Genomic DNA, 23,489 nt, shown 5'->3' with positions numbered 1-23,489 from the left:
ACTCAGCTCGCAAGGGTTCCATTCAGATAGCGCCGCAACGTATCTGCCGTGCCATGCGCCCGCAAGCTGACCAGCGCCTCGCCAAAGCGCTGGCGGAAGCGGCTGTCCGTGCCGACGGGGCCGAAGATATCGGCAAGGCCGGTGAAGGCGTCCGGGTCCGTGCGTGAGGCAAGGGCTGCGGCATGCAGCCGGTCTGCGGCCGGGTCATTGAAGGCAATCGGCTTGCCACCATCGCTGGTGCCCTCGAAATAGCGGCACCACAGGGCGGAGACGAGGGCAAGGCCCTGCACATCAAGCCCTTGTGCCAGACGGTCCGCTGTCGAAGGCAGGATGAACTTCGGCTGCCGGTTCGATCCGTCCTGCGCGAGGCGGGGGATGGTGTCGCCGATCTTAGGGTTCGAGAAGCGGCTCTCGATCAGCGCGAAATAATCCTCAAGGCGGGTGTCCGGCACGGGCGGCACCACGGGGATGATTTCCTCATGCTCCAGCTTGGCAAGGAAGCTGCGGATCAGCGGGTTTTCCATGGCCTCATGCACGAAATGGATGTCCATCAGTGCCGCCGGATAGGCAATCGCCGCGTGGCCGCCGTTGAGGATCCTGAGCTTCATCAGCTCGTAAGGCGCCACATCGGGCACGAAGGTGACGCCCGCCAGCTCCAGTGCCGGGCGGCCCAGCGGGAACCGGTCCTCCAGCACCCATTGCTTGAAGCCCTCGCAGAACACCGGCCAGCCGTCTTCGATGCGGTAGGCCTCCGCTGTCATGCGGATCTCCCGCTCGCCCGTGGCCGGGGTGATGCGGTCCACCATGGAATTGGGGAAGGCGACATTGGCGTGGATCCAGTCTGCGAAAGCCGGATCGGAGAGGCGCGCCAGCCCGCAGACGGTGGCCTCCGTCACCTCGCCATTGCCGGGGATGTTGTCGCAGCACATGACGGTGAATGGGGGAATGCCCGCCGCCCGACGCGCCTTCAGCCCGGCGATGATCAGCCCGAACACGGTCTGCGGATGCTCCGGGTCCTTTGCGTCGGCGATGATGGCCGGATGGGCGGCATCGAACTTCCCCGTCGCCGGGTCGATGAAATAGCCCCTTCGGTGATCGTCATGGAGACGATCCGGATCTGCGGGGAGGCCAGTGTGTCGATGATGCGGGCAAAGTCCGGTGCGGTGATCATGTCCAGCATCGGCCCGGTGACGGTGGCGCCGGAGCGGTCTGCGTCCTGCTCGACCACGGTGGTGAGGAAATCCTGCCCCTTCAGCACCTCGTGCATGCGCCGGTCGGAGGGCATGACCCCGGCGCCGATGATGCCCCAGCCGAGATCCCGGCCCGTGTTGAACAGCTCGTGCAGATAGACCGCCATATGGGCGCGGTGAAAGTTGCCGGTGCCGAAATGCAGGATGCCGGGCGCGAGGTCTTCGCGGCGGTAGGCGGGCAGGGCGGCCCGGCCCTTGAGGCTGGCGAGCGTTGCGAGTGAGAGCTTCGTCGTCATGAGTGCAGTCCTTGACTGGCGGGGGAGGGCGGGAGGGCCGTGCGGCCCTCAGCTCATCCAGTTGCCGCCGTCCACATTGTAGGTCTGGGCGAGGATGTAGGCGGCCTCGGGCGAGGCGAGGAACACCGCCATGCCGGTCAGGTCTTCCGCCCGGCCCATGCGGCCGAAGGGCACGGCCTCGCCCACCAGCTTCTTCTTCTCGCCAAGCGGCCGGTTCTCGTATTTCGCAAACAGGGCATCGACCCCGTCCCAGTGCTCGCCATCAACGACACCGGGGGCGATGGCATTGACGTTGATGCCATGCTTGATGAGGTCGAGCCCGGCAGATTGCGTCAGCGAGATGATCGCGGCCTTGGTGGCGCAATAGACGGCGACCAGCGGCTCGCCGCGCCGGCCGGCCTGGCTGGCCATGTTGATGATCCTGCCGCCCTTGCCGCGCGCAATCATCGACTTCGCGGCGGCCTGCAGCATGAACAGCGTGCCGGCCACGTTGATTGCGAAAAGCCGGTCATAGCTTTCCCGCGTGATCTCCGTGATGGGGGCCAGATCGAACAGGGCGGCGTTGTTGATGAGGATATCCAGCCCGCCCTGCCGCTCCTCGACTGTGCGCACGGCGGCATCGATCGAGGCCTGATCGGTGACATCGAGCTTCACCGCATAGGCGGCGCTGCCGATTTCCGCGGCGGTTTCGGTGGCGCGGAGAAAGTCGATGTCGGCAATGGCAACGGTTGCGCCCTCGCGCACATAGGCTTCGGCAAAGGCCCGGCCGATGCCCCGCGCCGATCCGGTGATCAGGGCGGACTTGCCCTCCAGTCTGCCGCTCATTGGGCCTGTCCTTCGCCGTTGAACCTGTGCAGGCGGGTGAGATCCGGCGTCACGTAGACGGTGTCGCCATGGCGGACGGGAAATTCGCCGCCGGTGCGGGTGGTGATGGTGCCCGCGCCCTCCACCTCCACATGCAGGAAGGTGTCGGAGCCCAGATGCTCGGCCACCGTGACCTTGCCCTGCCACAGCCCGCTGTCGAGCGACAGGGTGACGTGCTCCGGCCGGATGCCGATGGTGTGGGCCCCATGCTCAGCGGCGGTGGGGCCGCTGATCAGGTTCATCTTCGGCGAGCCGATGAAGCCGGCGACGAAGAGATTGGCGGGGCTGCGGTACAGCTCCAGCGGCGAGCCCACCTGTTCGATGCGGCCCTTGTTCAGCACCACGATCTTGTCGGCCATGGTCATGGCCTCCACCTGGTCGTGGGTGACATAGATCGAGGTGGCCTTCAGCTTCTGGTGCAGCTCGGTGATTTCCAGCCGCATGGCAACGCGCAGCGCCGCATCGAGGTTGGACAGCGGCTCGTCAAACAGGAAGCAGCGCGGATTGCGCACGATGGCGCGGCCAATGGCGACGCGCTGGCGCTGGCCGCCGGACAGCTGGCCGGGACGGCGCTCCAGATAATCGGTGAGATTGAGGATGCGCGCGGCTTCCTCCACCTTGCGCTTGATTTCCGCCGGATCGGCTTTCGCCATCTTCAGCGGAAAGCCGATGTTGGAGCGCACGCTCATGTGCGGATAAAGCGCGTAGGACTGGAACACCATCGCCAGGCCGCGCTGCGCGGGCGGGGTGTGGGTCTGGTCCTTGCCGTCGATGAGGATGCGCCCGCCGGAGGCGTCCTCAAGGCCTGCGATCAGCCGCAGCAGCGTGGACTTGCCGCAGCCGGACGGGCCGACAAAGACCACGAACTCGCCATCGTTGATCTCAAGGTCGATCCCCGGAATGACGGCATGTTCGCCGAAGGACTTGGAAAGCTGTTCGAGTTTGATGCTGCCCATCAGCGGGGTTCCTTACTTGACGGCGCCAAAGGTGAGACCGCGCACGAGCTGCTTCTGGCTGAACCAGCCGAGGATCACGATCGGCGCGATGGCCATGGTCGAGGCGGCGGAAAGCTTTGCCCAGAACAGGCCTTGCGGACTGGAGAAGGAGGCGATGAAGGCCGTGAGCGGTGCCGCGTTGGCTGTGGTCAGCCGGATCGTCCAGAAGGCTTCGTTCCAGGCCAGGATGATGTTGAGCAGCAGCGTCGAGGCGATGCCCGGCAGGGCCATGGGCGTGAGCACATGGACAATCTCGTTGAAGAGCGAGGCTCCGTCCATGCGCGCCGCTTCCAGGATTTCGCCCGGGATCTCGCGGAAATAGGTGTAGAGCATCCAGATGACGATCGGCAGGTTGATCAGCGTCAGCATCACGGTGAGGCCGGTGCGCGTGTCGAGCAGGCCGAAGTCGCGGAACAGCAGATAGATCGGCACCAGCACGGCGACGGCCGGCATCATCTTGGTGGAAAGCATCCACATCAGGATGTCCTTGGTGCGCTTTGTCGGCGAAAACGCCATGGCCCATGCGGCGGGAATGCCGACGAGAAGCGCCAGCACCGTCGAGCCCGCGGCCAGCACCACCGAATTGAGGAAGGGCTTGATGTAATCGCGCTGGGTCTGCACCGTGACGTAGTTCTCCAGCGTGAAGCTGGGGATCAGGCTGAAGCCCCGGATCGCCTCGGTCTCGGTCTTGAGGCTGGTGATCAGCGTGTAGAGGATGGGGAAGAAGATCACGAGTGCCACCGTCCAGGCGATGAGCGTGACCGTGATCTTGCGGCGGGTGCTGGTGGCGCGGGCCATAATGCGTGTCTCCTTACCGGTCCAGGTTCTTGCCGGCGGCGCGCATCAGGAAGATGGCGACGATGTTGGCGAGGATGACGGCGGTGATGCCTCCCGCTGATGCGCCGCCCACGTCGTAGCCGAGCAGCGCCGTGCGGTAGATCAGGAAGGCAAGGTTGGTCGAGGCATAGCCCGGCCCGCCATTGGTGGTGACGAGGATCTCGGCATAGACGCTGAGCAGGAAGATCGTCTCGATCAGGATCACCACGGTGATGGCGCGGGCCAGATGCGGCAGCGTCAGATAGATGAACTGGTTGAAGGCATTCGCCCCGTCCATCTCCGCCGCTTCCTTCTGCTCCGCATCCAGCGACTGCAGCGCGGTGAGCAGGATCAGCGTTGCGAAGGGCAGCCACTGCCAGGCGACAATGATGATGATCGACAGCAGCGGATATTGCGCAAACCAGTCCACCGGATCGAGCCCCAGCGCCCGGTTGATATCCGCCAGCACGCCGTAGCCTGGATGCATGATCATGTTCTTCCACACCAGCGCAGCCACCGGCGGCATGACGAAGAAGGGCGAGATCACCAGAATGCGGACAATGCCCTGTCCGAACATGGGCTGATCCAGCAGCAGCGCCAGCAGCAGGCCGCCCGTGATGGTGATGAGCAGCGCGCCGCCGACGATCAGCAGCGTGTTCCAGACGGACTGGAAGAAGGCCGGGTCCGTGTAGAAATAGCGGTAGTTGAACAGCCCGGCGAAGCTGACATTGGCCGGGTTCAGCAGATTGTAGTTCTGGAACGAGAACCACAGCGTCATCGCCAGCGGCACGATCATCCAGATCAGCAGCAGCCCGACGGAGGGTGCCATCATCAGACGTGCCAGTGTGCGTGTGTTCTGAGTAGCCATGATGAAATCTTGCCCTGATGAGCGCTGCGCCAGAGGCCGCAAGGACCCGGGAAGCCCCGCCCGGACCCCTCATGAGAGGCCCGGACGGGGAGGTGGAGGATGGGGCCTGGCCTGTCTTGTTAATCTCTGCGGCCAGTGTTTTTTACGGCTGCAAGGAGGAGGTCAGTTCTCTCCTTTTGCCGCAGCGTCCCTCTCCCCCTTGAGGGGGAGATGTCTGCGTCAGCAGACAGAGGGGGTCGCAGCGCTTCAGAAAGACACTACCTCTCATACAAGCGGACAGTCAGTTACTCCCCTCTGCCCCCTGCCGGGGGCATCTCCCCCTCAAGGGGGAGAGGAGTTGGTGCCTCACCGGCAGTCCGGAGAAAACACTGCCCCGGAGAGCCTCTTTCCTTGCTCCCCACCAGAGGCAAAGGCGGCGGCTTTCTCTCCACGGCAGGGCCTCTCAGCCTCCCCTCCCCTCAAGGGGAGGGGGACTGAAAGGCCGTGCCGCAAGGCTGAAGCCTCACTGCGGTCACGTGGCAGCCCCTCCGCTGCTTACTTGATGTAGCCGCCGCGGGTCATTTCGCGGACGGTCATGGTCTGGGCCTGGGCGAGCGCGTCATCGACGGACATCTGGCCGGCCAGTGCTGCCGCGAAGAGCTGGCCCACCGAGGTGCCGAGGCTCTGGAACTCGGGAATGGCCACGAACTGCACGCCCACATAAGGCACCGGCTTGACAGTGGGGTTCTTCGGGTCGGCGGCGTTGATGGAGTCCAGCGTCATCTTCGCAAAGGGCGCTGCGGCCTGGTACTCGGCATTCTCATAAAGCGAGGTGCGGGTGCCAGGGGGAACGTTGGCCCAGCCTTCCTTCGAGGCGACAAGTTCCAGATAGGCCTTGCTGGTTGCCCAGGCGACGAACTTTTCCGCCGCTTCCGCCTTCTGTGTGCCAGCCGGGATGGCGAGGTTCCAGGCCCAGAGCCAGTTGCCGCGCTTGCCAAGGCCCGTATCAGGCGCCAGTGCAAAGCCCACCTTGTCAGCGACGGTGGAATCCTGCGGGTTCGTTACGAAGGAGGCGGCGACGGTGGCGTCGATCCACATGCCGCACTTGCCCTGCTGGAACAGCGCCAGATTTTCGTTGAAGCCGTTGGAGGATGCGCCCTGCGGCCCGGCGTCATTCATCAGCTTCACATAGAAGTCGAGGGTGTTCTTCCATTCCGGCTGGTCGAACTGCGGCTGCCAGTTCTCGTCAAACCAGCGGGCACCGAAGGCGTTGGCCGTGGCCGTCAGGAAGGCCATGTTCTCGCCCCACCCCGCCTTGCCGCGCAGGCAGATGCCGTTGATGCCATTGGCCCGGTCGGTCATCTTGCGCGCCGCATCGGCGATGAAGTCCCAGGTGGGGGCGTCCGGCATGGTCAGCCCGGCCTTTTCCATCAGGTCCTTGCGGTACATGACGAAGAGCTCTCGCCATAGAAGGGCGCGGCATAGAGCTTGCCGTCCTCGCCCGTCAGGCCCGAGCGGATGGCCGGCAGGAGGTCGTCCACGTCATAGTCCGCGCCGAGGTTGTCCAGCGGCAGCAGCCAGCCCTGCTTCGTCCAGATCGGCACCTCATAGGTGCCGATGGTCATGATGTCATACTGCCCGCCTTTGGTGGCGATGTCGGTGGTGACACGCTCGCGCAGGACGTTCTCCTCCAGCGTCACCCACTGGACCTCAATGTCCGGATTCTGCGCCGTGAATTCGGAGGTGAGGCCCTGCATGCGGATCATGTCGCCGTTGTTGACCGTCGCAATCGTCAGGGTTTCGGCCGAGGCCATGCCGGCAAGGGCCAGCAGCGAGCCCGCGCCCAGCAGAATCGTCTTCAAGTGCATGTCTTCCTCCCAGAAGAAAATGAGCATTCGCCTTGCTCGTGAGCAATTACTCACTTTGAGCGCACAAAATGTCAATCCGGATTCCATGCTGCGATGCCGCAAGGATCAGGCAGGCAATTGATATTGTTTATGAAAAAATCTTACGTTCGGGAAAGAAGGTGCCGGGCGGCCTCTTCATCGGTGATGAGGCTGTTGATATGCCCGCCCCGCACGGCGGCGAGGATCGCCGCATGCTTGCGCTTGCCGCGCGCGATGCCGGTGACGGTTGAGGTCTGGCGCGAGGGGATTTCGAGGCTGGCGACCCGTTCGTTGACCGGGTGATCCAGCAGCTTGCCATCCGCGCCAAAGATCCAGCCACAGATCTCGCCCGCTGCACCCGCCTGCAGGATGTCTTCCATCTCCTGCGGTTTCAGGAAGCCATCGACCAGCAGCGGCGCGCTCATGTTCATCTCGCCGATGCCGACGAACGTGACATTGCTGCATTGACCGAGGGCGATGGTCGGAGCGACGAGCGGCTGGCTGTGCAGCAGCTTGCGTTCTGCCGGAGAGGAAACGATCACCGGCAGCGGCATGGGGAAGTGCGGCGCCTTCACCGCATCGGCCATGGAAAAGATGACGTTGAAATAGGCGGCCGAGCCATCCGGGCTGATGTTGCCGGTGAGTGAGACGATCTTGTGCTGCGGGCATTCCAAGGGCGGCAGCTGGTCGATCACGGCGCGCAGGGTCCGCCCCGTGCCCATGGCAATGACAAGCGGGTCGCTCTGCTTCAGCCAGCGCTCCAGCTGGGCAGCACCAGCCTCGGCAACGCCGACTGTGGCCGATTCCGAGGCCGGATCGGTGGGCACGATCTCCACATCCTTGAGGCCCCAGCGCGCCTTCACCGCCTCGGCCAGTTCCAGGCAGGCGGCGATGGGGTGGTCGAGGCGCACCTTGATCAGCCGTTCGGCAACCGACAGTGACACCAGCCGCTGCGCGCTCTGGCGCGAGATGCCCATGGCGGCGGCGATTTCGTCCTGGGTGCGGCCCGCGACGTAATAAAGCCAGCCGGCCCTTGCCGCATCATCCAGCCTTGTCTGCCCTTCGCCACGTTTCGCCATGGAAGCTCTTCCCCGTACTCTGGCGACAGTGCTGCCAATTTTGCCCGCCGCTGTCAAATCGGGCGCTTGCGCGGAGGATGGTACAGAACGGTATCGTTGGAGTGTGTAAGCGCTGTAAAGATACCTTTCTGTATCTTTTCTACGTGTTCAGCCTCAATGCTACAGAAAGGTATCATCTTGTGGTGCTCAGCTCATGATGCTACAGATGTGTAGCAGATTGGTGAGGTGCAGATGGCATTGTCTCCGGCAGAAGAGCGGCTGGCACGAGAGTTTGGCGCGGCCATCCGGGCGCGGCGCAAGGCGCTGGGGCATACACAGGCGGATCTTGCGGGCATGATCGGCACCAACCGCCGCTTCATCAGCGAGCTGGAGCGGGGCAAGGGCACCAGCCACCTTGGCCCTGCGCTGGCGGCCGCCGAGGCGCTTGGCCTGCGCGTCAACGCCCTGATGACAGGCCCGCTGCAAACCTCCCCCAGTCCGCTTCCGCCCTTGTGAGGAGCTGAGCCTTGCAGCTTTTTTACGAGCGCCACCTGGCAGGCAGCATCATGGAGCGGGACGGCAGCGCGCCGGTCTTCTGCTATGATCCGGACTGGCTGGCGCAGCCCTGGGCCTTTCCGTTGTCCGTGTCGATGCCCTTGCGGGCAGAGCCTTACGGCTGGCCGGTTTTGGGGCCGTGGCTTCTCAACCTGCTGCCGGAAGACGCTGATGCGGTGCGGATGATGGCCCGCATTCTGGATGTGCCGCACACGGATGTGCTGGCGCTGCTGGAGCGCGCGGGGCGCGACACCTCCGGTGCCTTCTCCTTCGCCGGGCGGGGCCTGACCACCTGCGAGGTGCGGGAAACCGGCTCCGAAGCGGATCTGGAGCGGATCATCTCGGAGCTGCCCCGCAAGCCGTTTCTGGCCGGTGAGGATGGGGTGTCCATGTCACTCGCGGGGGTGCAGACCAAGCTGTCCGTGCGCGTGCTGGAGGATGGGCGCCTCGCCATTCCGCTCAATGGCACCGCTTCAAGCCATATCCTGAAGCCGGACAGTTCCCGCCTCTGGGGCAATGTGCAGAACGAAGCCTTCTGCCTGACGCTGGCACGCCTTGCCGGTCTTGAGGCCAGCGAAGTGACCACGGGCCGGGCGGGAGAGCGGACCTATCTTCTGGTCCGCCGGTATGACCGTCTGGCGCAAGGGAGCACCTGCGGCGGCTGCATCAGGAGGATTTCTGTCAGGCGCTCGGCCTGCCGCCCTCCGCCAAGTATCAGCACAGTCAGGCACCGGGGCCGAAGGGCAGCTTTGCGGCGATGATGGACCGGCTGCGCGCCGCCGGGGGCGGCGCGGATGTGTTGCGGCTGTGGGATGCCATGGTCTTCAACGTGCTTGCCTGCAACACCGATGCGCACATGAAGAACTACTCCCTCATGATCGGTCCGGACGCGGTGGCGCTGGCGCCGCTTTATGACGTGCTTTGTGCGCAGGTCTGGGACGGCATCACGGAAAACCTCGCCCTCGACGTGGCAGACAAGCGGCGCGGCAATCAGATTGCCGGGCGTCACTGGCAGCGCGAGGCCGAACGCTGCGGGCTTGCCCCGCGTGCCGCCGTTGAGCGGGTCCGGTCGCTGGCCGGGAGGGTGATGGAGCAGCTGGATGCGGCAAGGCAGGCCGTCTGCGCCATGCCGGCAGGAGATCACCCTCTCATGGACGAGGTGCAGGCCGCGATCCTCAGCCGCTGCCGCACCGTTCTTGGCTCGCTTGAGCGCTAATATGGCGCTGCGGCGCTGCCACTGAGCAGCGGTGCGAGGTAGGGGCCCGTGAGCATGGCCTCCACGTCAAGCGAGGCCGGGTCCAGCATGCCCGTTGCGGCCAGTTTGCCGCTGGCAAGGCTGCTGATCAGGGTGGCGGCATAGGCGGTTGCGGTGGCGGTGAGGGCGTTGACCATTGCGGGGTGGGAGCCGCTGTCTGTCCCTTCACGTGTGCCGAAGCCTGCGGGGCCATGCAGGAGGTCATGCGGGGGCCGAAGCGCAGGCACTGGGTCCGTTCCACCGGCTGGCGGCCGCGCATGGCCTTCACCGTCAGCATCACATGCAGCACGTCATCCTCCACCACCGGCAGCCCGTTGCAGAGCAGCGACTTCAGCATGTCGCGGCGCTGGCGCAGGCCAAGGTCATCCAGCAGAAAGCGCATGTAATCCAGATGGCCGGGATAGCGCAGGGTCTTGAAGGTGACGCTGCGCGGTGAGAACCGGGCCACCGCATCCAGATCCCCCAGTCCGCCCGAGGTGGTGAAGGCCTCGAAGGCGACGCCATCGATGTTGAGGCGCTCGTAATCCTCCAGCGGCGACAGTTCCGTGCTGCGGCCCTCGCGCAGGGCGGTGCAGGGGCGGGTGTATTCGTCGATCAGCCCATCCACATGCCAGATCTGGCCATAGCCCAGCCGGTTGGCGGGATAGCGGGGCAGGGCGCCAACGCGGATGATGAGGTCGGACACCGGCGCATAGCGTTTCAGCAAGGCGCAGGCGAGAGTGCCGGCAAGGCCCGGTGACACACCGCAGCCGGGCAGCACGGCGCGGGTTGCCGCCAGCTCCTCCAGCGGCTGGCGGGCCGCTGCCGGCGTGGCGATGAAGTCGAGATAGTGGACGCGGGCGCGCCGGGCAGCCTCTGCCACGGCGGCGACGGCGCTGTCCGGCACGGCGGCCACCACGAGATCCTCGCCCGCCAGAACCGTGTGCAGCTCCTCCCCATGGCACAGGAGGCGTGTTTCCAGCGCCGCAGTTGCGTGGCGCAAGCCGTCGAGCGCATCCTCGGAGCGGTCAAGCACCCGCACCCGGAAGCTGGGATCCTGCGCCAGCAGAGCGGCAAGGGCGGTGCCCATCCGCCCTGCACCCACGATAGAGATCTTGAAGCCGGACATGGCTTTCTTGCCTTTCTGTCAGGGCCGGAAACGGGCCACAAACGCCTGGAGACGGGGATTTTCCGGGTTGAGGATGACGCTGTCCGGCGTGCCGCTTTCGGCAATGACGCCCTGGTCGAGAAACAGCACCCGTCCGGCAACCTCGGCGGCAAAGGCCATTTCGTGGGTGACGATGGCCATGGTCATGCCCTGTTCGGCAAGCGAGCGGATGACAGCCAGAACCTCACCGACAAGCTCCGGATCGAGCGCGCTGGTCACCTCGTCCAGGAGCAGAACCTCCGGCTCCATGGCCAAGGCCCGGGCAATGGCCACCCGCTGCTTCTGCCCGCCCGAGAGATGATTGGGGTAGGCCGCGTGTTTTTCGGCAAGGCCGACCTTTGCCAGCAGATCCATGGCCAGCTCTTCGGCTTCCCGGCGCGGCCTGCGGCAGACGGTGACCGGGCCTTCGGTCACGTTTTGCAGCACGGTCATGTGCGGAAACAGGTTGAAGTGCTGGAACACCATGCCGACATGGCGGCGCAAGGTGCCGATGCCGATCTTGCCCGCACTGTCACGGAAACTGTCGCCCACCGGCTGCTGACGGAAACGGATCTCGCCGCCGGTCGGATGCTCCATGCGGTTGAGGCAGCGGATGAAGGTGGATTTGCCCGAGCCCGACGGCCCGATCAGGGCCACCACTTCGCCGCGGTTGAGGCTGAGGTCGAGACCCTTGAGCACCTGAAGGTTGCTGAAGCTCTTGCGCAGTCCGGAGGCTTCGATCACCGGGTTTTCTGCGGCACGGCTGGTTTCGCTGGTCATGCGCTTCTCCTTCAATCGCTCACGCGCAGCCGCTTTTCCACCCGGTCGGCGATCTGCGTCACGGGCAGCAGCACCGCGATGTAGAGGACGGCCATGACCGTGTAGGATTCGAGCGGGCGGTAGGTCTGGCCGTTGACGACGGCCGCCATATAGGCAAGGTCGGCCACCGAGATCACCGACACCAGCGAGGTGTTCTTGAACTGGATGACGGACTGGTTGATGAAGGACGGCAGCATCCGCTTCAGCGCCTGCGGCAGGATGATGCGCTGCATCGACTGCCAGGGGCTCATGCCGATGGCCGCTGCCGCCTCACGCTGGCCCCGGTCGATCGAGACGATGCCGCCCCGGAAGATCTCCGCATAAAAGGCCCCGACATAGAGCGACAGGGTCAGCATGGCGGCCACCCGGTTGTCGATGGTTCCGCCCACCAGCAGCGGGAAGGCGTAGTAGAACCACAGCAGCTGAACCAGAAGCGGCGTGCAGCGGAAGATTTCCTGATAGGTGCGGGCGGTGAGGTCGAGCACCTTCCAGCCGGACAGACGCATGGCGCAGGTGAGAAAGCCGATCAGCACCCCGAACAGGATGGAGCCTGCCGTATAGAGGACGCTGATCCAGAGCCCCCACAGGAACAGATCCCTGTACTGCCAGGCGGAGTGAAAATCCCAGGTGTAGGTCACGATCCGCCTCCTGTTCTGCCGGGGGCCGGCGCATGTAATGTGTCAGTCATTCTGGTCCCTCTGGGTCTTCCGGTTCTTGTGTTTCTTTCCGCTGCCGGACATGTCCGGCTCTCGGCCGGTTTAGCAGGCGGTGCCGGGAAAGGCGCCGGATGCCGAGCCGAAACGGCTCAGGGCAGCGGCAATGGTCTGGCGGCTCCGGTCGGAGACGGGCACCATCGGCAGGCGCATCTCGGGTCCGGCGAGATTGGCGAGGGCGAGAGCCGCCTTCACCGGACCGGGATTGGATTCGATGAACATGCTGCCGGCAAGCTCCGCGACCAGTTCATGCACCGCCAGCGCACGGGCCGTGTCGCCCTGTTCCCATGCCTTCACCAGTTCCACCATCTCACGCGGGGCGATGTTGGAGACGACGCTGGTGACACCGCAGGCGCCCAGCGACAGGAACGGCAGCGTCAGGCCATCGTCGCCCGAATGAATGATGAGGCGGCTGCCGCAGGCCTGCCGCAGCTCCGTCACGCGGGAAGGAGAGCCGCCGGCTTCCTTGATGGCGACGATATTGGCGTGCATGTCCATCAGCCGGGCGCAGGTTTCCGGGGCAATCTCGACGCCGCAGCGGCCGGGCACCGAATAGAGCACCACCGGCAAGGAAGTTGCCTTCGCCACGGCGCTGTAATGGGCGATGAGGCCTGCCTGCTCCGGCTTGTTGTAATAGGGGGTGACGACGAGCACGCCATCGGCCCCGGCAGCTTCGGCCTGGCGCACCTTTTCCACGGCCTTTGCCGTGTCATTGGCACCTGCGCCCGCGAGGATGAAGGCGCGGCCCCGGGCCAGTTCCACCGTCCGGCGGATCAGGTCTTCAGCTTCCGCATCGGACAAGGTTGCCGCTTCGCCAGTGGTGCCCACGGGCACGAGGCCCGTGACACCGGCTGCAAGCTGGCGTTCCACCAGGGCGGCATAGGCATCATGGTCGATGCTGCCGTTGCGGAACGGGGTGACGAGGGCGGTGAAGACACCGCGGAAGCGGTCAGAAAGCTGTGTCATGGGGCTCTCCCGTGGAAGTCATGTGGTCTGGGTGTCGGCGAGCGTGTAACGCCCGCAGTCTGGTCTGGCCGTGCGGAGCCAGCTGGCGGCAGCCATTGCGCCTTCGGCGTAGGCTGCCAGTGTGTGAACCTGATAGGAGAGCGTCAGCCCGGCGGATCCCAGGTCAAAGCGCACCTCGTTGATTCCGGTGACATCACCCTCGCGGTTGACGGTGATGTCCGGCTCGCCCGCAGCAAAGCCCATGGCCGCACTCCGCGCCTGGCGCACGGTTTCCGCCAGCCAGCGCGAGGTGCCGGACGGTTCGGCCTTCTTGCGGGCGTGATAGACTTCCCGCACCGTGGCCTCGGCGCCCGGCATGGTGCTGGCAAAGCGTGCCGCGCATTGGCGGAAAGCCTCAAAGCCAAGAGCGAAATTGGCGCTGATCACCATCGGCCGGTGGGCGGACCAGCCGGTCAGCTGGTCCTCCTGCGCCCTGGAAAAGCCCGTTGTGCCAATGACGCAAGGCAGCGGGCTGGTGCCGATCTGCTCTTGCAGCCAGAGCGAGGCAGCAGGGGCCGAGAAGTCGATGATTACATCGCAGCGGGTGTTCATGGCCGCCTCTGCGGGCCGGTATTCCAATGCGCCGCCCGCCACTGGCTGCCCCACATGGCGTGAGGTGGGCGAGACAAGCGCGGCCACCAGCTCCAGCCCCGGACTGGCAAGCACCAGTTCCACCAGCTGTGTGCCGACACGGCCGGATGCTCCGAAGATTGAGATCCGCATTGCTTCTGCTCCTGCTGCCAGGTCTTTCGATGCTGGCGTGTCATTCCTTGAAAATGCTCATGTCCTGCGCGGGGTGGTGTCAGTCGATGACCACCTTGGTTTCGGACATCTCCCGCAAGGTGATGCGCACCCCTTCGCGGCCAAGCCCGCTGCGCTTGATGCCGCCGAAGGGCACATGCTCGGCGCGGAAGTCCGGTCCCTCGTTGATCATGACACCGCCCACCGCCAGCTCGCGGGAGAACAGCTTCACCAGCGCATGGTCATTGGTGAAGACCCCGGCTTGCAGGCCATAGTCTCCCGCATTTACCTCGCAGATGGCCGCCGCCGGATCGCGGAAGCTGCGGATAGCGATGACCGGCCCGAAGGTTTCCTCGGCAATGACCGGCGCATCGGCGGCCACATTGCGCAGCACCGTGGGGGCGACGAGCGTGCCCTCGCGGGTGCCACCGGCCAGCAGCTCTGCGCCGCCCGCAAGTGTCTGGTTGATCCGGTTCTCCACCAGAGCGGTAGCCGCCTCGTCGATGACCGGGCCCATCACCGTCTCCGCCTGCCGGGGATCGCCTGTGCGTATGCGTGCGACTTCGGCCAGCAGCCGGGCGGTGAACTCTTCCTCAATATCCTCATGCAGGTAGAGCTTTTTCACCGCTGCACAGCTCTGTCCGGCGATTTCAAAGCGGTGGCCGATGGCCGTCGCCACGGCCCGGTCGAGATCCGCATCCGGGAGCACGAACAAGGGGTCATTGCCGCCCAGTTCCATCAGGCAGCGCACCAGCCCGCTGGCGGCCTTCAGGGCAAGGCCAGCCGCCGGGCCGCCGGTGAAGGACAGAAGGTCGATGGGCGCACGCGCCAGCGACAGCGCCGTTCCGGCGCCGCCATGCACCACCTGAAACAGCCCGTCCGGCCAGCCCGCCTTTGCGGCCAGCTCACAGAGCATCGCGGCTGCGAGCGGGGCTTTGGGGGAAGGCTTGGCGATCACCGCATTGCCCGCGGCAATGGCTGGCCCCAGCTTGTGGCACAGCAGGTTGAGCGGATAATTGAAGGGCGTGATGGCCCCGACGACGCCCACCGGCTGATAGGTGACGGTGGCCAGCCGGTCGGCGCCGCCCTCGACGATCGCGCAATGCAGGGCCTCGCCGTCGAGGAAAGTGGCTGCATCGCCCGAGAGCCGCAGGGTGTTCTGGGCCCGGCGCACTTCATTGCGGGCTTCCGTGATCGTCTTGCCCATCTCGTTGCAGATGGTCCGTGCCAGTTCTTCCGCATGGGCGGCAATCTGCGCGGCCAGTGCCTCCAGCAGCTTGCGGCGCAGGGCAGGTGTGGAGTGCCGGAAGTCTGCCTGCGCCTTGCGGGCACGGGCGAGGGCGGCGAGAACCTCCGCTCCCGTGCTGACCGGAACTTCTCCTGCGAGTGCGCCATCAAAGGGGTTGCGCACCTCGATGGCATCAGCGCTGGCAGGGGAGAGGGGGCTGTGATGGACGCGGCGGTCTGGATCGGCAGTGTCATTGTGTGGCCTCTTCAGCGTGGTCAGCCTTGCCGGGCTCAGGCCGGATCAGGCTGGAAATGGGAACGGGGCGGACAGGCCAGCGGTGGCCGGTGATTGTGGAAACGGGCAGGCTGCTGCCGGTCAGCTCGGCCACTGCGGCCGCGGTGTTGGCGGCGCAGAACCGGCCCTGGCAGGCGCCCATGGCAAAACGCCCGTTCAGCTTCAGTTCGCGGCCAGAGAGGCCGGGGGCTGCGGTGAAAAGCTTGCGCAGATCGCCCATTGTCCCGCCTTCGCAGCGGCAAAGCGCCGTGTCGTCGGGCAGGGCGGTGAAGTGCTCTGCTCCACCTTGCGGCGAGAAGGCGCGGGCAATGAGGGCCTGAGCGGATGCATCGCGCCTGGTGGCGGCGGTGAGGCGGGATTGCAGGCGTTCCGCCGGTTCTGTCCGGCCCGCGAGCACTTGAAGGCAGATCTGCCCGGCGGCCTCTCCGCCGCGTGCGGCAGCAGAGGCGCCGAGTGCCTCACGGCAATCTCCGGCATGCAGCACCAGCGGATGGCCGGGTGCACTTTGCGAGGTGCCTGAAGGGGCAAGGCCGAAGCTGTTTCCGGCGAGGCCGTCATGCAGCGCGACGCGGTCTGCGGCCAGCATATGCGCCCGGCCATGCCGGTCCTGCCACTGCGCGGCAAGGCCGTCTGCCGCCGTTTCAATGCCGGTCAGCCTTGCACCCCGGTGCCAGGGCACACGGGCGCCGAGAAGGGAGGCCACATAGCCGCCGGCCTCCAGACAGAGGCCGGGCCAGCGGAGCAGGCCAAGCCCTGCGCGCAGTTGCCGCAAGGGATCACCGGCCTCGATGACCGCGAGCGGCGGGGTGCCAAGGCGGGCAAGCTGGGCGGCCACCGCCAGCAGCAGCGGGCCAGATCCGGCCAGAACGGTGCGCCCGGCAGGAGCTCTGCCCGTTTCCTTCATCATCACCTGTAATCCGCCTGCCGTCATCACGCCGGGAAGGGTCCAGCCGGGGCGCGGCAGCACGCGCTCCACGGCCCCGGTGGCAAGGCACAGGATGCGGCAGCGGAAGGTCTTCACCTGACCGGCTTTCCGGTCCTCCAGCATGACAAGGCCGTCCGCATCGAGGCCAAGATAGAGGTGTTCCGGCAGGCGCTGGATTGCGGGCGTGTGTTCAAGACCGGCAAACAGCCGTTCCCGCAGCCGCTTCTGCGCTCTGGCCAGGGACACCGGCGCTACGCCGGGAATGGCCATGCGGAAGATGGCGCCGCCGGGGCCGGGCCGCTGGTCCGCCAGCAGCACGCTGGCGCCGCCGCGCGCTGCGGTGAGGGCGCAGGCCATTCCCGCCGGGCCGCTGCCGATGACGATGACATCGTGAAAGGACAGGGTGTCAGCGTGCATCACGGCCTCCTGCGCTGGTCTGCATCACCGGCCGCACCTCGCTGCCGCTGCGGGCGGGGGTGAGGCAGGCCTCGCGGATGGTGCCATCGACCAGCACGGCACAGGCCTGACAGGCCCCGATGCCGCAGAAATAGCGGGCGGGCTGGCCGTTTGCGTCTGTGCCGAAGTGCAGGACCCCGGCAGCTGTCAGTGCCGCTGCAACGGTTTCACCCGGACGGAAGGTGACGGTCTCGCCGCACCAGAAAAAGCTCAGGCCACTCATGCGGCAAACCTCAGGCTGGCGAAGCGGTCCGGTGCGAAGGGAGCAAGATCCAGCTCCGGCTCCTGGCCGCAGATGAGTGCCGCCATGGCTTTTGCCACCACCGGGCCAAGGCAGATGCCGTCGCCCTCGAAGCCGGTGAGAATGTAGCCATTGGTGCAGCCGGGCAGGCGCCCGGCAACCGGCAGGGCATCGGCAACGGCTGTGCGGGCTCCGGCGAAGCTGCGCAGCAGCCGCAGGTGCGCAAGGCCAGGCACCAGATCTGCGGCCTGCCGCAACATGGTGCTGACGGCTTCAAGGTCCGTCTGGCGGGTGTCGCCGTGGTCCTCACGCGTGCCGCCGATGAGAAACTGTCCTGTCCGCAGCGGGTCGATGACAAGGCCGAAGCCGCGCTGATCCCTGGCGCCTGCCGCCTTCTGGCTGCCTTTCGACAGGAGATAGCGGCCCGACATGATTGAGCCCGGCATGCCGGCACTCAGAGCCCGGTCCCGCTCCGTGACCAGAAGCTGGCCCTTGCGCGGGGTCAGCACGCCGGAAAGACCGAGGAGGGCGGAGGTGCCGTTGCCGGTGGCGATCAGCACCGCGCTGGCATTGAGTGTGCCCTTGCTGGTGTGCACGCCGGTAATGCGGCTGCCATCGGCGCAGGTCTGGAGGCCTTCCACCTTGCAGTTCCGGTGAACCGTGGCCCGCGATGCGGTCAGCAGCCGGTGGACGACCTGATAACCGATGGCATGGCCCTCGCCATGCACTTCCAGCACAAGGCAGGCATTGCGCGAAAGCGCGGGGAACCGGCTGCCGATCGCGGGTCCGGTGAAGGCAGTGACCTTGATCCCGGCGCTGGCAAGGGCGGCCCCGTGCCGCTCCAGCACGGCCTCTTCCTCGGCCGTGGAGGCCACGATGAAGGTGGAGCGCTCGTGGAATTCGGCGGCCAGCAGCCCCTCCTGCGCCAGTGACCGGTAGAGCGCGATACCTTGGAGGGCCGCGCTCATCAGCGGGCCCGGCCGCTTGCTCGCGACGGAGACCGCACCATCGGATGCGCCCGAGGCTCCGGCCGCAGGCATTGCCGCATCGAGAACCTCGACGTTCAGGCCCTGCCGGGCGAGAAAATAGGCTGCGGCGCTGCCGGCAATGCCTGCCCCGGCGATGATGATGGGAGAAGTCTGCGCGAGCGGCGTATCCACCGTCTGGTCCCCTTGTTCTGACTTGCGCCCAAGTGTGGGGCGGCAGACGGGGCAGCGTCGATACAAGAACACAGCATTCCTTGTTCCTGATTTTTGTATCGGCTAACTCAGTTCCGGCCATTATGGCGGGGAGAGAGAGGTAGACCAGCATGGCCAAGATCAGCCTGACACTCATACAGACTTTCTACGAAGTTGCCCGCCATGGCTCGTTTTCGGGCGCCGCGCGGGAGCTCAATCTGAGCTATCAGTCCGCCGCCAATCATGTGCGGCGGCTGGAGCAGCTGCTGAACGGGCGGCTGATCGAGACCGAGCAGGGCGCCAAGCGGATCACCCTCACGCCAAGGGGGTGATGCTGTACAACCTGCTTTATCCGGAGCTGGATATCATGCTGGAGCGGCTGACGAAGCTGATCGAGAACCAGCGTACCGCGCTGCGGGTCGGCATGCCGCAGGCGATCTTCTTCTACCTGTTTCCGAAGGTACTGAGCCGCTTCCGCGCCCAGTTCCCCGATATGGAGTTTGCTGTCTACGAGCGCGATACGGTGCTCGCAGAGCTGGTGAAGAACGGCAGTCTCGACATCTGCATCTCCGAACGCTACTTCGGCGACCCCGTGGTGCCGCAGCGGCAGCTTGGCACCTACCGGCTCGCTCTGGTCTATCCGCAATCCTGGGGCCCTGCGCCCGAGGTGCGCGACGTTCCCCGCTGGGCGCGGGACAAGCCCTTCATCACCTTTGAACCGGGCCAGACCCTGCGCAATCTGACGATGGACTTTCTCAGCCGTGACGGGGCAAACGTCCAGCCCACGATCACCGCCTCCGGCAGTTCCAGCGTCAAGCGCTGCGTGGAGGAGGGGCTGGGCTTTTCGATCATCCCCGAATGGTGCCTGCTGCCCGAGGATCAGGGCATCACCAGCCTGCGTCTCACCAACCTGCCTGAGGTGCGGGTCTACTTCGGCACGGCCGGTTTCCTGCAGAAACATCAGGCCGTGCAGCAGCTGTTCGATGACTGCCGCAAGGAGCTGGTCGGCCCGATCCTTGAGGCGCCGCGCGGCAGCGAACTCAACTACCCGGTGCCCTAAGGCGGACCGGCATTCATGGTGCCCGCAACACGCCGCGCCCCCTCTGCGCGGTGTGCGTCAGTCTCTCCGCTCTGGACGTGGATGATTCCGGATCTCCGCTTCGCTTGGTCCGGATGGGCGCTGAAGGCAGGGTGAGGTTCTGGCTCAGGCAGCGCTGCACATATAAAAAACAGGATAAGGGCGGCCTCTTCCTTAGCATTGTTCAATTCCGCGCCCCGGCTAGGCTGAAACCCGGCCAGTAGTGCTGCCGTTCCACTACAAGATGTGGAACAGGCAAAAGCAATTCCAGGGGAACAACGGAGGCCCGGCAACATGAACTTTCTTGCAAAACTTTGCGGCATCGCCGCCATGGCACTGGCAGCGGGAACCGCAGCAGCCAGTGCCGGCACGATTGATGATATTCGTGCCCGCGGTGTCCTGCGCATTCCGGCCATCCTCAATGAGGTGCCCTACTTCAACAAGGACCCGCGCACCGGTGAATGGCAGGGCTTCGTCATCGACATGGCCAGCGATATTGCCAAGACGCTGGACGTGAAGCTGGAAGTGGTGGAATCGAGCTGGTCCAACGCGATCCTTGACGTGCAGAGCGGCAAGGTGGACATGGCCTTCGCTGTCACCGCAACGCCGGTCCGCGCCATGTCCGTGTCCTTCTCGGACCCCACCTATTACAACAGCTTCATCATCGTGTCGGCCAAGGACGAACTGACGGGCATGACCTGGAAGGAACTGAACGATCCGAAATACACCTTCGCGGTGGACATGGGATCGGCACAGGACCTGATTACCCAGCAGTATCTGCCCAATGCCAACATTCTGCGCTTCAAGACGCGCGACGAGGCGATCATCGCCGTCACCACTGGCAAGGCGGATGGCCTCGTCAACACCATGCTGAACGGGCTGGTGATTTCGAAGAAGGCGCCTGCGGTTGGCACAGTCAAGGTGCCGGTGCCTGTGCTCTCGACGCCTTCTGTGGTGGCGCTGAACTATGGCACCGATGAAACCTTCAAGAGCTTCGTCTCTGCCTGGGCCGAATACAACCGCCGCATCGGCAACAACCAGACCTGGATCTTGAAGAGCCTTGAGCCCTTCGGCATCACCTTGACCGACATGCCCGAGGGCTTCGGCTTCGGCGGCTGATCACGGCATCATCCGCCACACCACGCAGCGCCCCGCCACAAGCGGGGCGCCTTGCGTTTGAGGGCAGCTTACCCCTCCGCCTCTCCCCTGAAACGCTCAAGCAGCTGGCGGGCGCCATTGGCCAGCAGGCCTACGTCATGGCCGATAGCGATGAAGGTGGCGCCCATTTGCTGGTAGTGGCGGGCAAGGGCAAGGTCGGTGCTCAGCACGCCGGCCGCCTTGCCGCAGGCGGTGATGCGGGCGATGGCGTCCGACACTGCCGCCTGCACCTCCTGCGCGCCGGGACGGCCCAGAAAGCCCATGTCTGCGGCCAGATCTGACGGGCCGATGAAGACGCCGTCCACCCCCTCGACCGCGCAGATGGCTTCGAGATTTTTGAGCGCCATCACGCTTTCGGCCTGCACCAGCAGGCAGATTTCGTCATTGGCGGTTTCCAGATAGCGCTCGATCCGGTTGTAGTCCGAAGCCCGCGCCAGCGCCGCACCCACACCCCGGATGCCGGCCGGCGGATAGCGCACGGCCCGCACGAGGGACGCGGCCTGAGCCGCATCCTGCACCATGGGGATGAGCAGGGTCTGCGCGCCGATGTCGAGCATCTGCTTGATCACCCAGGCTTCGCCCATAGGCGGGCGGATGACTGCATGGGAGGGCGCGCCGCGCATGGCGCGCAGTTGCGAGGCAAGCCTTGGCACATCGTTGGGCGCGTGCTCGGCATCCAGCAGCAGCCAGTCATAGCCGGTTCCGGCGCAGATCTCGACGGCGGCCTCGCTGCCGATCGCCTGCCACAGGCCGGTTTGCAACTGCCCTTCGCTGAGGGCCTTCTTGAACGGGTTGACGGGCGCGGGCATCAGGCGGTTTCCTTTGCGAAATGCAGGCTGACGCTGCCATGCGGGCCGAAATCTGCGGTCACCGTGTCGCCGGGGCGGGCCTCAACCGGGCGGATGAAGGAACCGGCCAGCACGATCTGCCCGGCCTCGATGCCCTCGCCATACTGCGCCAGCCGGTTGGCAAGCCAGGCGACGCCGCGTGCAGGCTGGTTCAGCACGCCTGCGCCAAGGCCGGTTTCCTCCACCTCGCCGTTGCGGCTGACGATGGCGCCCATCCAGCGCATGTCGGTCTGGTCCGGCCGCAGGGCCCGCCCGCCGGTGACGATCCCCGCATTTGCGGCATTGTCGGCGATGGTGTCGCAGACATTGCGCGTCTGTTTCGTCTGCGGGTCCATCCTCAGGATACGGGTGTCGAGGATCTCGATGGCCGGGGTGACGTAATCCGTGGCGTTGAGCACATCGAAGACAGTGACGCCCGGCCCCTTCAGCGGCGCCTTCATGATGAAGGCGATTTCCGCCTCGATGCGCGGCTGGATGAAGCGTTCCGGCGGGATCTGCGCGCCATCCTCGAACAGCATGTCGTCCAGCAGCACGCCGGAATCGGGGATATTGATGTTCAGCGCCGATTGCATGGCCTTGGAGGTGAGGCCGATCTTCCAGCCAATGACACGCCGCCCCGCCGCCAGCTTGCGCTGCACCCAGGCCGCCTGAATGGCATAGGCATCATCCATGGTCATGCCCGGATGGGCCAGCGACAGCAACCCGGTCTGGATGCGGCTGCGCTCGGCCTCGTCCAGCCTTGCGGCGGCGTCTTCAATCTGTGTTGCGCTCAGCATCTCACCCCTCCCTTGCTGCATCCGGCATTTCGTCCGCGATGGTGTTGCGCAGCGTGCCAAGCCCGTCCGCGCTCACCTCCACCACATCGCCGGGCTTCAGCCAGACAGGCGGCTCGGCCCGTGCACCTGCACCCGTCGGTGTGCCGGTGACGATCACATCGCCCGGCGCCAGCGTGGTGAAGGTGGAAATGTAGCTGATGAGCCGGCGCACGGGGAACAGCATCCGCCCCGTCTTGTCATCCTGCCGCAGTTCGCCGTTCACCCGCGTCTGCAGCCCGATATCCTCGATCTGGGCGGGGAGGTGAGGGGCACCAGCCAGGGTCCCATGGAACCGGAGGCATCGAAATTCTTGCCCTGCGTGACGTTGAAGCGCGCATGGCGCACCCAGTCGCGTAAAGTTCCCTCGTTGCACAGGGTCAGCGCCGCCACGTGGGACAGCGCGTCCGGCTCCGCAATCCGCCGCCCCGCCTTGCCGATGACCACTGCGATCTCACCCTCGTAGTCGAGCTGATGGCTCTCCGGCGGGCGCACCAGCGGCTGGCCGTGGCCGGTGAAGGACCCGGCAAAGCGCACAAAAAGCGAGGGATAGGCGGCGGCTTCCTTGCCGTCCTTGTACTCCTCGTTGCGGTCGGGAAAGTTTACCCCGGTGCAGATGATCTTCTCCGGCTGGGTCACCGGAATGGTGAAGGTGATCTCTTCAAGGCTCATGTCCGGCGGCAGGCCGCCGTGGCTTTCGGCAATTTCCGTCAGGCTGCCCCGTGCGATGATGTCCATCAGGCTGGAAAACCGGCCCTTCAGGCGCTCGGACAGATCAATCACCCCATCCCCCGATACAAGGCCAAAGCCCTGTTGGTTGCCTGCGGTGCGGAAACTCAGAAAGCGTGGCTGGGTCATAGCTGGTTTGTCCTCTCGTTTCCCCTTCTCACAAGGGCAGTGTCTCTTCCGTGCGGCAATGGGGAGGACTGCACTCTCCTTTTGTCGCAGCGCCCCTCTCCCCCTTGAGGGGAGATGTCAGCGGAGCTGACAGAGGGGGTATCAGCGCCTCAACACGGCATCGCCTTTCGTTTGAAAGGATAGCCCGTTACCCCCTCTGCCCCCTGACGGGGGCATCTCCCCCTCAAGGGGGAGAGTAACGCGTGCT

At 65.4% G+C, this 23,489-nt stretch carries 21 protein-coding genes and 4 pseudogenes; 5 read left to right on the top strand and 20 right to left on the bottom strand.

The genetic code is table 11. The features are described 5' to 3' along the window. Positions 1–2: 2 nt before the first annotated feature. The 7 genes and pseudogenes from ACQB61_RS22275 to ACQB61_RS22245 form a co-directional block, all read right to left on the bottom strand. Positions 3–1,486: pseudogene (locus tag ACQB61_RS22275) on the bottom strand (mannitol dehydrogenase family protein). A 48-nt stretch (positions 1,487–1,534) separates the two neighbouring features. Then, positions 1,535–2,311: an L-iditol 2-dehydrogenase gene (locus tag ACQB61_RS22270; protein WP_186392318.1), complete on the bottom strand. Its 777-nt coding sequence runs from the start codon at positions 2,309–2,311 to the stop codon at positions 1,535–1,537. Beyond that, positions 2,308–3,306, bottom strand: a complete 999-nt coding sequence (locus ACQB61_RS22265) for an ABC transporter ATP-binding protein (RefSeq protein WP_430514599.1) — start codon at positions 3,304–3,306, stop codon at positions 2,308–2,310. Before ACQB61_RS22265 ends, ACQB61_RS22270 begins: the two co-directional genes overlap by 4 nt. Positions 3,307–3,318: 12 nt before the next feature. Next, positions 3,319–4,143 (bottom strand): carbohydrate ABC transporter permease, encoded by an 825-nt coding sequence (locus tag ACQB61_RS22260; protein WP_430514598.1) that lies wholly within the window; start codon positions 4,141–4,143, stop codon positions 3,319–3,321. Between the two features lie 13 nt (positions 4,144–4,156). Beyond that, positions 4,157–5,029 (bottom strand): carbohydrate ABC transporter permease, encoded by an 873-nt coding sequence (locus ACQB61_RS22255; protein ID WP_430514597.1) that lies wholly within the window; start codon positions 5,027–5,029, stop codon positions 4,157–4,159. A 534-nt stretch (positions 5,030–5,563) separates the two neighbouring features. Next, positions 5,564–6,876: pseudogene (locus tag ACQB61_RS22250) on the bottom strand (ABC transporter substrate-binding protein). Positions 6,877–7,016: 140 nt separating this feature from the next. Beyond that, the gene (locus ACQB61_RS22245) at positions 7,017–7,973 is read right to left on the bottom strand and encodes a sugar-binding transcriptional regulator (protein ID WP_430514596.1); all 957 of its coding nucleotides are present in this window, start codon (positions 7,971–7,973) and stop codon (positions 7,017–7,019) included. 231 nt (positions 7,974–8,204) lie between these two features. Here ACQB61_RS22245 and ACQB61_RS22240 point away from each other — a divergent pair, with 231 nt between their 5' ends. The 3 genes from ACQB61_RS22240 to ACQB61_RS22230 are packed head-to-tail and all read left to right on the top strand — an operon-like array spanning position 8,205 to position 9,723. Next, positions 8,205–8,468 (top strand): helix-turn-helix domain-containing protein, encoded by a 264-nt coding sequence (locus ACQB61_RS22240; RefSeq protein ID WP_430514595.1) that lies wholly within the window; start codon positions 8,205–8,207, stop codon positions 8,466–8,468. 11 nt (positions 8,469–8,479) lie between these two features. Beyond that, positions 8,480–9,268 carry a HipA N-terminal domain-containing protein gene (locus ACQB61_RS22235; RefSeq protein ID WP_430514594.1) on the top strand — a complete coding sequence of 263 codons (789 nt, stop codon included), beginning with the start codon at positions 8,480–8,482 and terminating at the stop codon, positions 9,266–9,268. Then, the gene (locus ACQB61_RS22230) at positions 9,160–9,723 is read left to right on the top strand and encodes a HipA domain-containing protein (RefSeq protein ID WP_430514631.1); all 564 of its coding nucleotides are present in this window, start codon (positions 9,160–9,162) and stop codon (positions 9,721–9,723) included. The genes ACQB61_RS22235 and ACQB61_RS22230 overlap by 109 nt, the downstream gene beginning before the upstream one ends. Here ACQB61_RS22230 and ACQB61_RS22225 read toward each other — a convergent pair. The 10 genes from ACQB61_RS22225 to ACQB61_RS22180 all read right to left on the bottom strand — a co-directional run bounded on the left by ACQB61_RS22225 (position 9,720) and on the right by ACQB61_RS22180 (position 18,470). Beyond that, on the bottom strand, positions 9,720–9,899 hold the full coding sequence (locus ACQB61_RS22225) for a hypothetical protein (protein ID WP_430514593.1): 180 nt from the start codon (positions 9,897–9,899) through the stop codon (positions 9,720–9,722). The genes ACQB61_RS22230 and ACQB61_RS22225 overlap by 4 nt on opposite strands. Continuing rightward, entirely contained in the window at positions 9,851–10,870 is a 1,020-nt protein-coding gene (locus ACQB61_RS22220; RefSeq protein WP_430514592.1) for a saccharopine dehydrogenase NADP-binding domain-containing protein, read from the bottom strand. Before ACQB61_RS22220 ends, ACQB61_RS22225 begins: the two co-directional genes overlap by 49 nt. Before the next feature lie 18 nt (positions 10,871–10,888). Next, positions 10,889–11,668 (bottom strand): amino acid ABC transporter ATP-binding protein, encoded by a 780-nt coding sequence (locus ACQB61_RS22215; protein ID WP_430514591.1) that lies wholly within the window; start codon positions 11,666–11,668, stop codon positions 10,889–10,891. An 11-nt stretch (positions 11,669–11,679) separates the two neighbouring features. Continuing rightward, positions 11,680–12,345 (bottom strand): amino acid ABC transporter permease, encoded by a 666-nt coding sequence (locus tag ACQB61_RS22210; protein ID WP_058900953.1) that lies wholly within the window; start codon positions 12,343–12,345, stop codon positions 11,680–11,682. 120 nt (positions 12,346–12,465) lie between these two features. Next, positions 12,466–13,386, bottom strand: coding sequence for a 4-hydroxy-tetrahydrodipicolinate synthase (gene dapA / locus ACQB61_RS22205; RefSeq protein ID WP_430514590.1), 921 nt, complete (start codon positions 13,384–13,386; stop codon positions 12,466–12,468). Positions 13,387–13,404: 18 nt separating this feature from the next. After that, positions 13,405–14,148, bottom strand: coding sequence for a 4-hydroxy-tetrahydrodipicolinate reductase (locus tag ACQB61_RS22200; RefSeq protein ID WP_430514589.1), 744 nt, complete (start codon positions 14,146–14,148; stop codon positions 13,405–13,407). 79 nt (positions 14,149–14,227) lie between these two features. After that, on the bottom strand, positions 14,228–15,583 hold the full coding sequence (locus ACQB61_RS22195) for an aldehyde dehydrogenase family protein (protein ID WP_430514630.1): 1,356 nt from the start codon (positions 15,581–15,583) through the stop codon (positions 14,228–14,230). 61 nt (positions 15,584–15,644) lie between these two features. Next, on the bottom strand, positions 15,645–17,030 hold the full coding sequence (locus tag ACQB61_RS22190) for an FAD-dependent oxidoreductase (RefSeq protein ID WP_430514588.1): 1,386 nt from the start codon (positions 17,028–17,030) through the stop codon (positions 15,645–15,647). Then, a complete protein-coding gene (locus tag ACQB61_RS22185; protein ID WP_430514587.1) occupies positions 17,020–17,292 on the bottom strand; it encodes a 2Fe-2S iron-sulfur cluster-binding protein in 273 nt (90 codons plus the stop codon). The genes ACQB61_RS22190 and ACQB61_RS22185 overlap by 11 nt, the downstream gene beginning before the upstream one ends. After that, entirely contained in the window at positions 17,289–18,470 is a 1,182-nt protein-coding gene (locus ACQB61_RS22180; RefSeq protein WP_430514586.1) for an NAD(P)/FAD-dependent oxidoreductase, read from the bottom strand. The genes ACQB61_RS22185 and ACQB61_RS22180 overlap by 4 nt, the downstream gene beginning before the upstream one ends. Positions 18,471–18,619: 149 nt before the next feature. On the opposite strand from ACQB61_RS22180, the pseudogene ACQB61_RS22175 reads away from it, so the two are divergent. Both ACQB61_RS22175 and ACQB61_RS22170 read left to right on the top strand, forming a co-directional pair. Then, positions 18,620–19,548 (top strand): annotated as a pseudogene (locus ACQB61_RS22175) (LysR family transcriptional regulator). Between the two features lie 312 nt (positions 19,549–19,860). Further along, the gene (locus tag ACQB61_RS22170; protein ID WP_430514585.1) at positions 19,861–20,685 is read left to right on the top strand and encodes a transporter substrate-binding domain-containing protein; all 825 of its coding nucleotides are present in this window, start codon (positions 19,861–19,863) and stop codon (positions 20,683–20,685) included. A gap of 68 nt (positions 20,686–20,753) precedes the next feature. Here the strand turns inward: ACQB61_RS22170 and hpaI are convergent, their stop codons facing one another. From hpaI to ACQB61_RS22155, 3 genes and pseudogenes are all read right to left on the bottom strand, one after another. After that, positions 20,754–21,533 (bottom strand): 4-hydroxy-2-oxoheptanedioate aldolase, encoded by a 780-nt coding sequence (gene hpaI / locus ACQB61_RS22165; protein ID WP_430514584.1) that lies wholly within the window; start codon positions 21,531–21,533, stop codon positions 20,754–20,756. Beyond that, the gene (hpaH, locus tag ACQB61_RS22160; protein WP_430514583.1) at positions 21,533–22,348 is read right to left on the bottom strand and encodes a 2-oxo-hept-4-ene-1,7-dioate hydratase; all 816 of its coding nucleotides are present in this window, start codon (positions 22,346–22,348) and stop codon (positions 21,533–21,535) included. The genes hpaI and hpaH overlap by 1 nt, the downstream gene beginning before the upstream one ends. A gap of 1 nt (position 22,349) precedes the next feature. After that, positions 22,350–23,242, bottom strand: a pseudogene (locus tag ACQB61_RS22155) (fumarylacetoacetate hydrolase family protein). Positions 23,243–23,489 lie beyond the last annotated feature (247 nt).

It is taken from the genome of Pannonibacter phragmitetus (assembly GCF_050510895.1).
In the GTDB taxonomy this organism is placed as follows: Bacteria; Pseudomonadota; Alphaproteobacteria; order Rhizobiales; family Stappiaceae; genus Pannonibacter; species Pannonibacter phragmitetus_B.
This window is presented reverse-complemented; position numbering and strand designations above follow the sequence as displayed.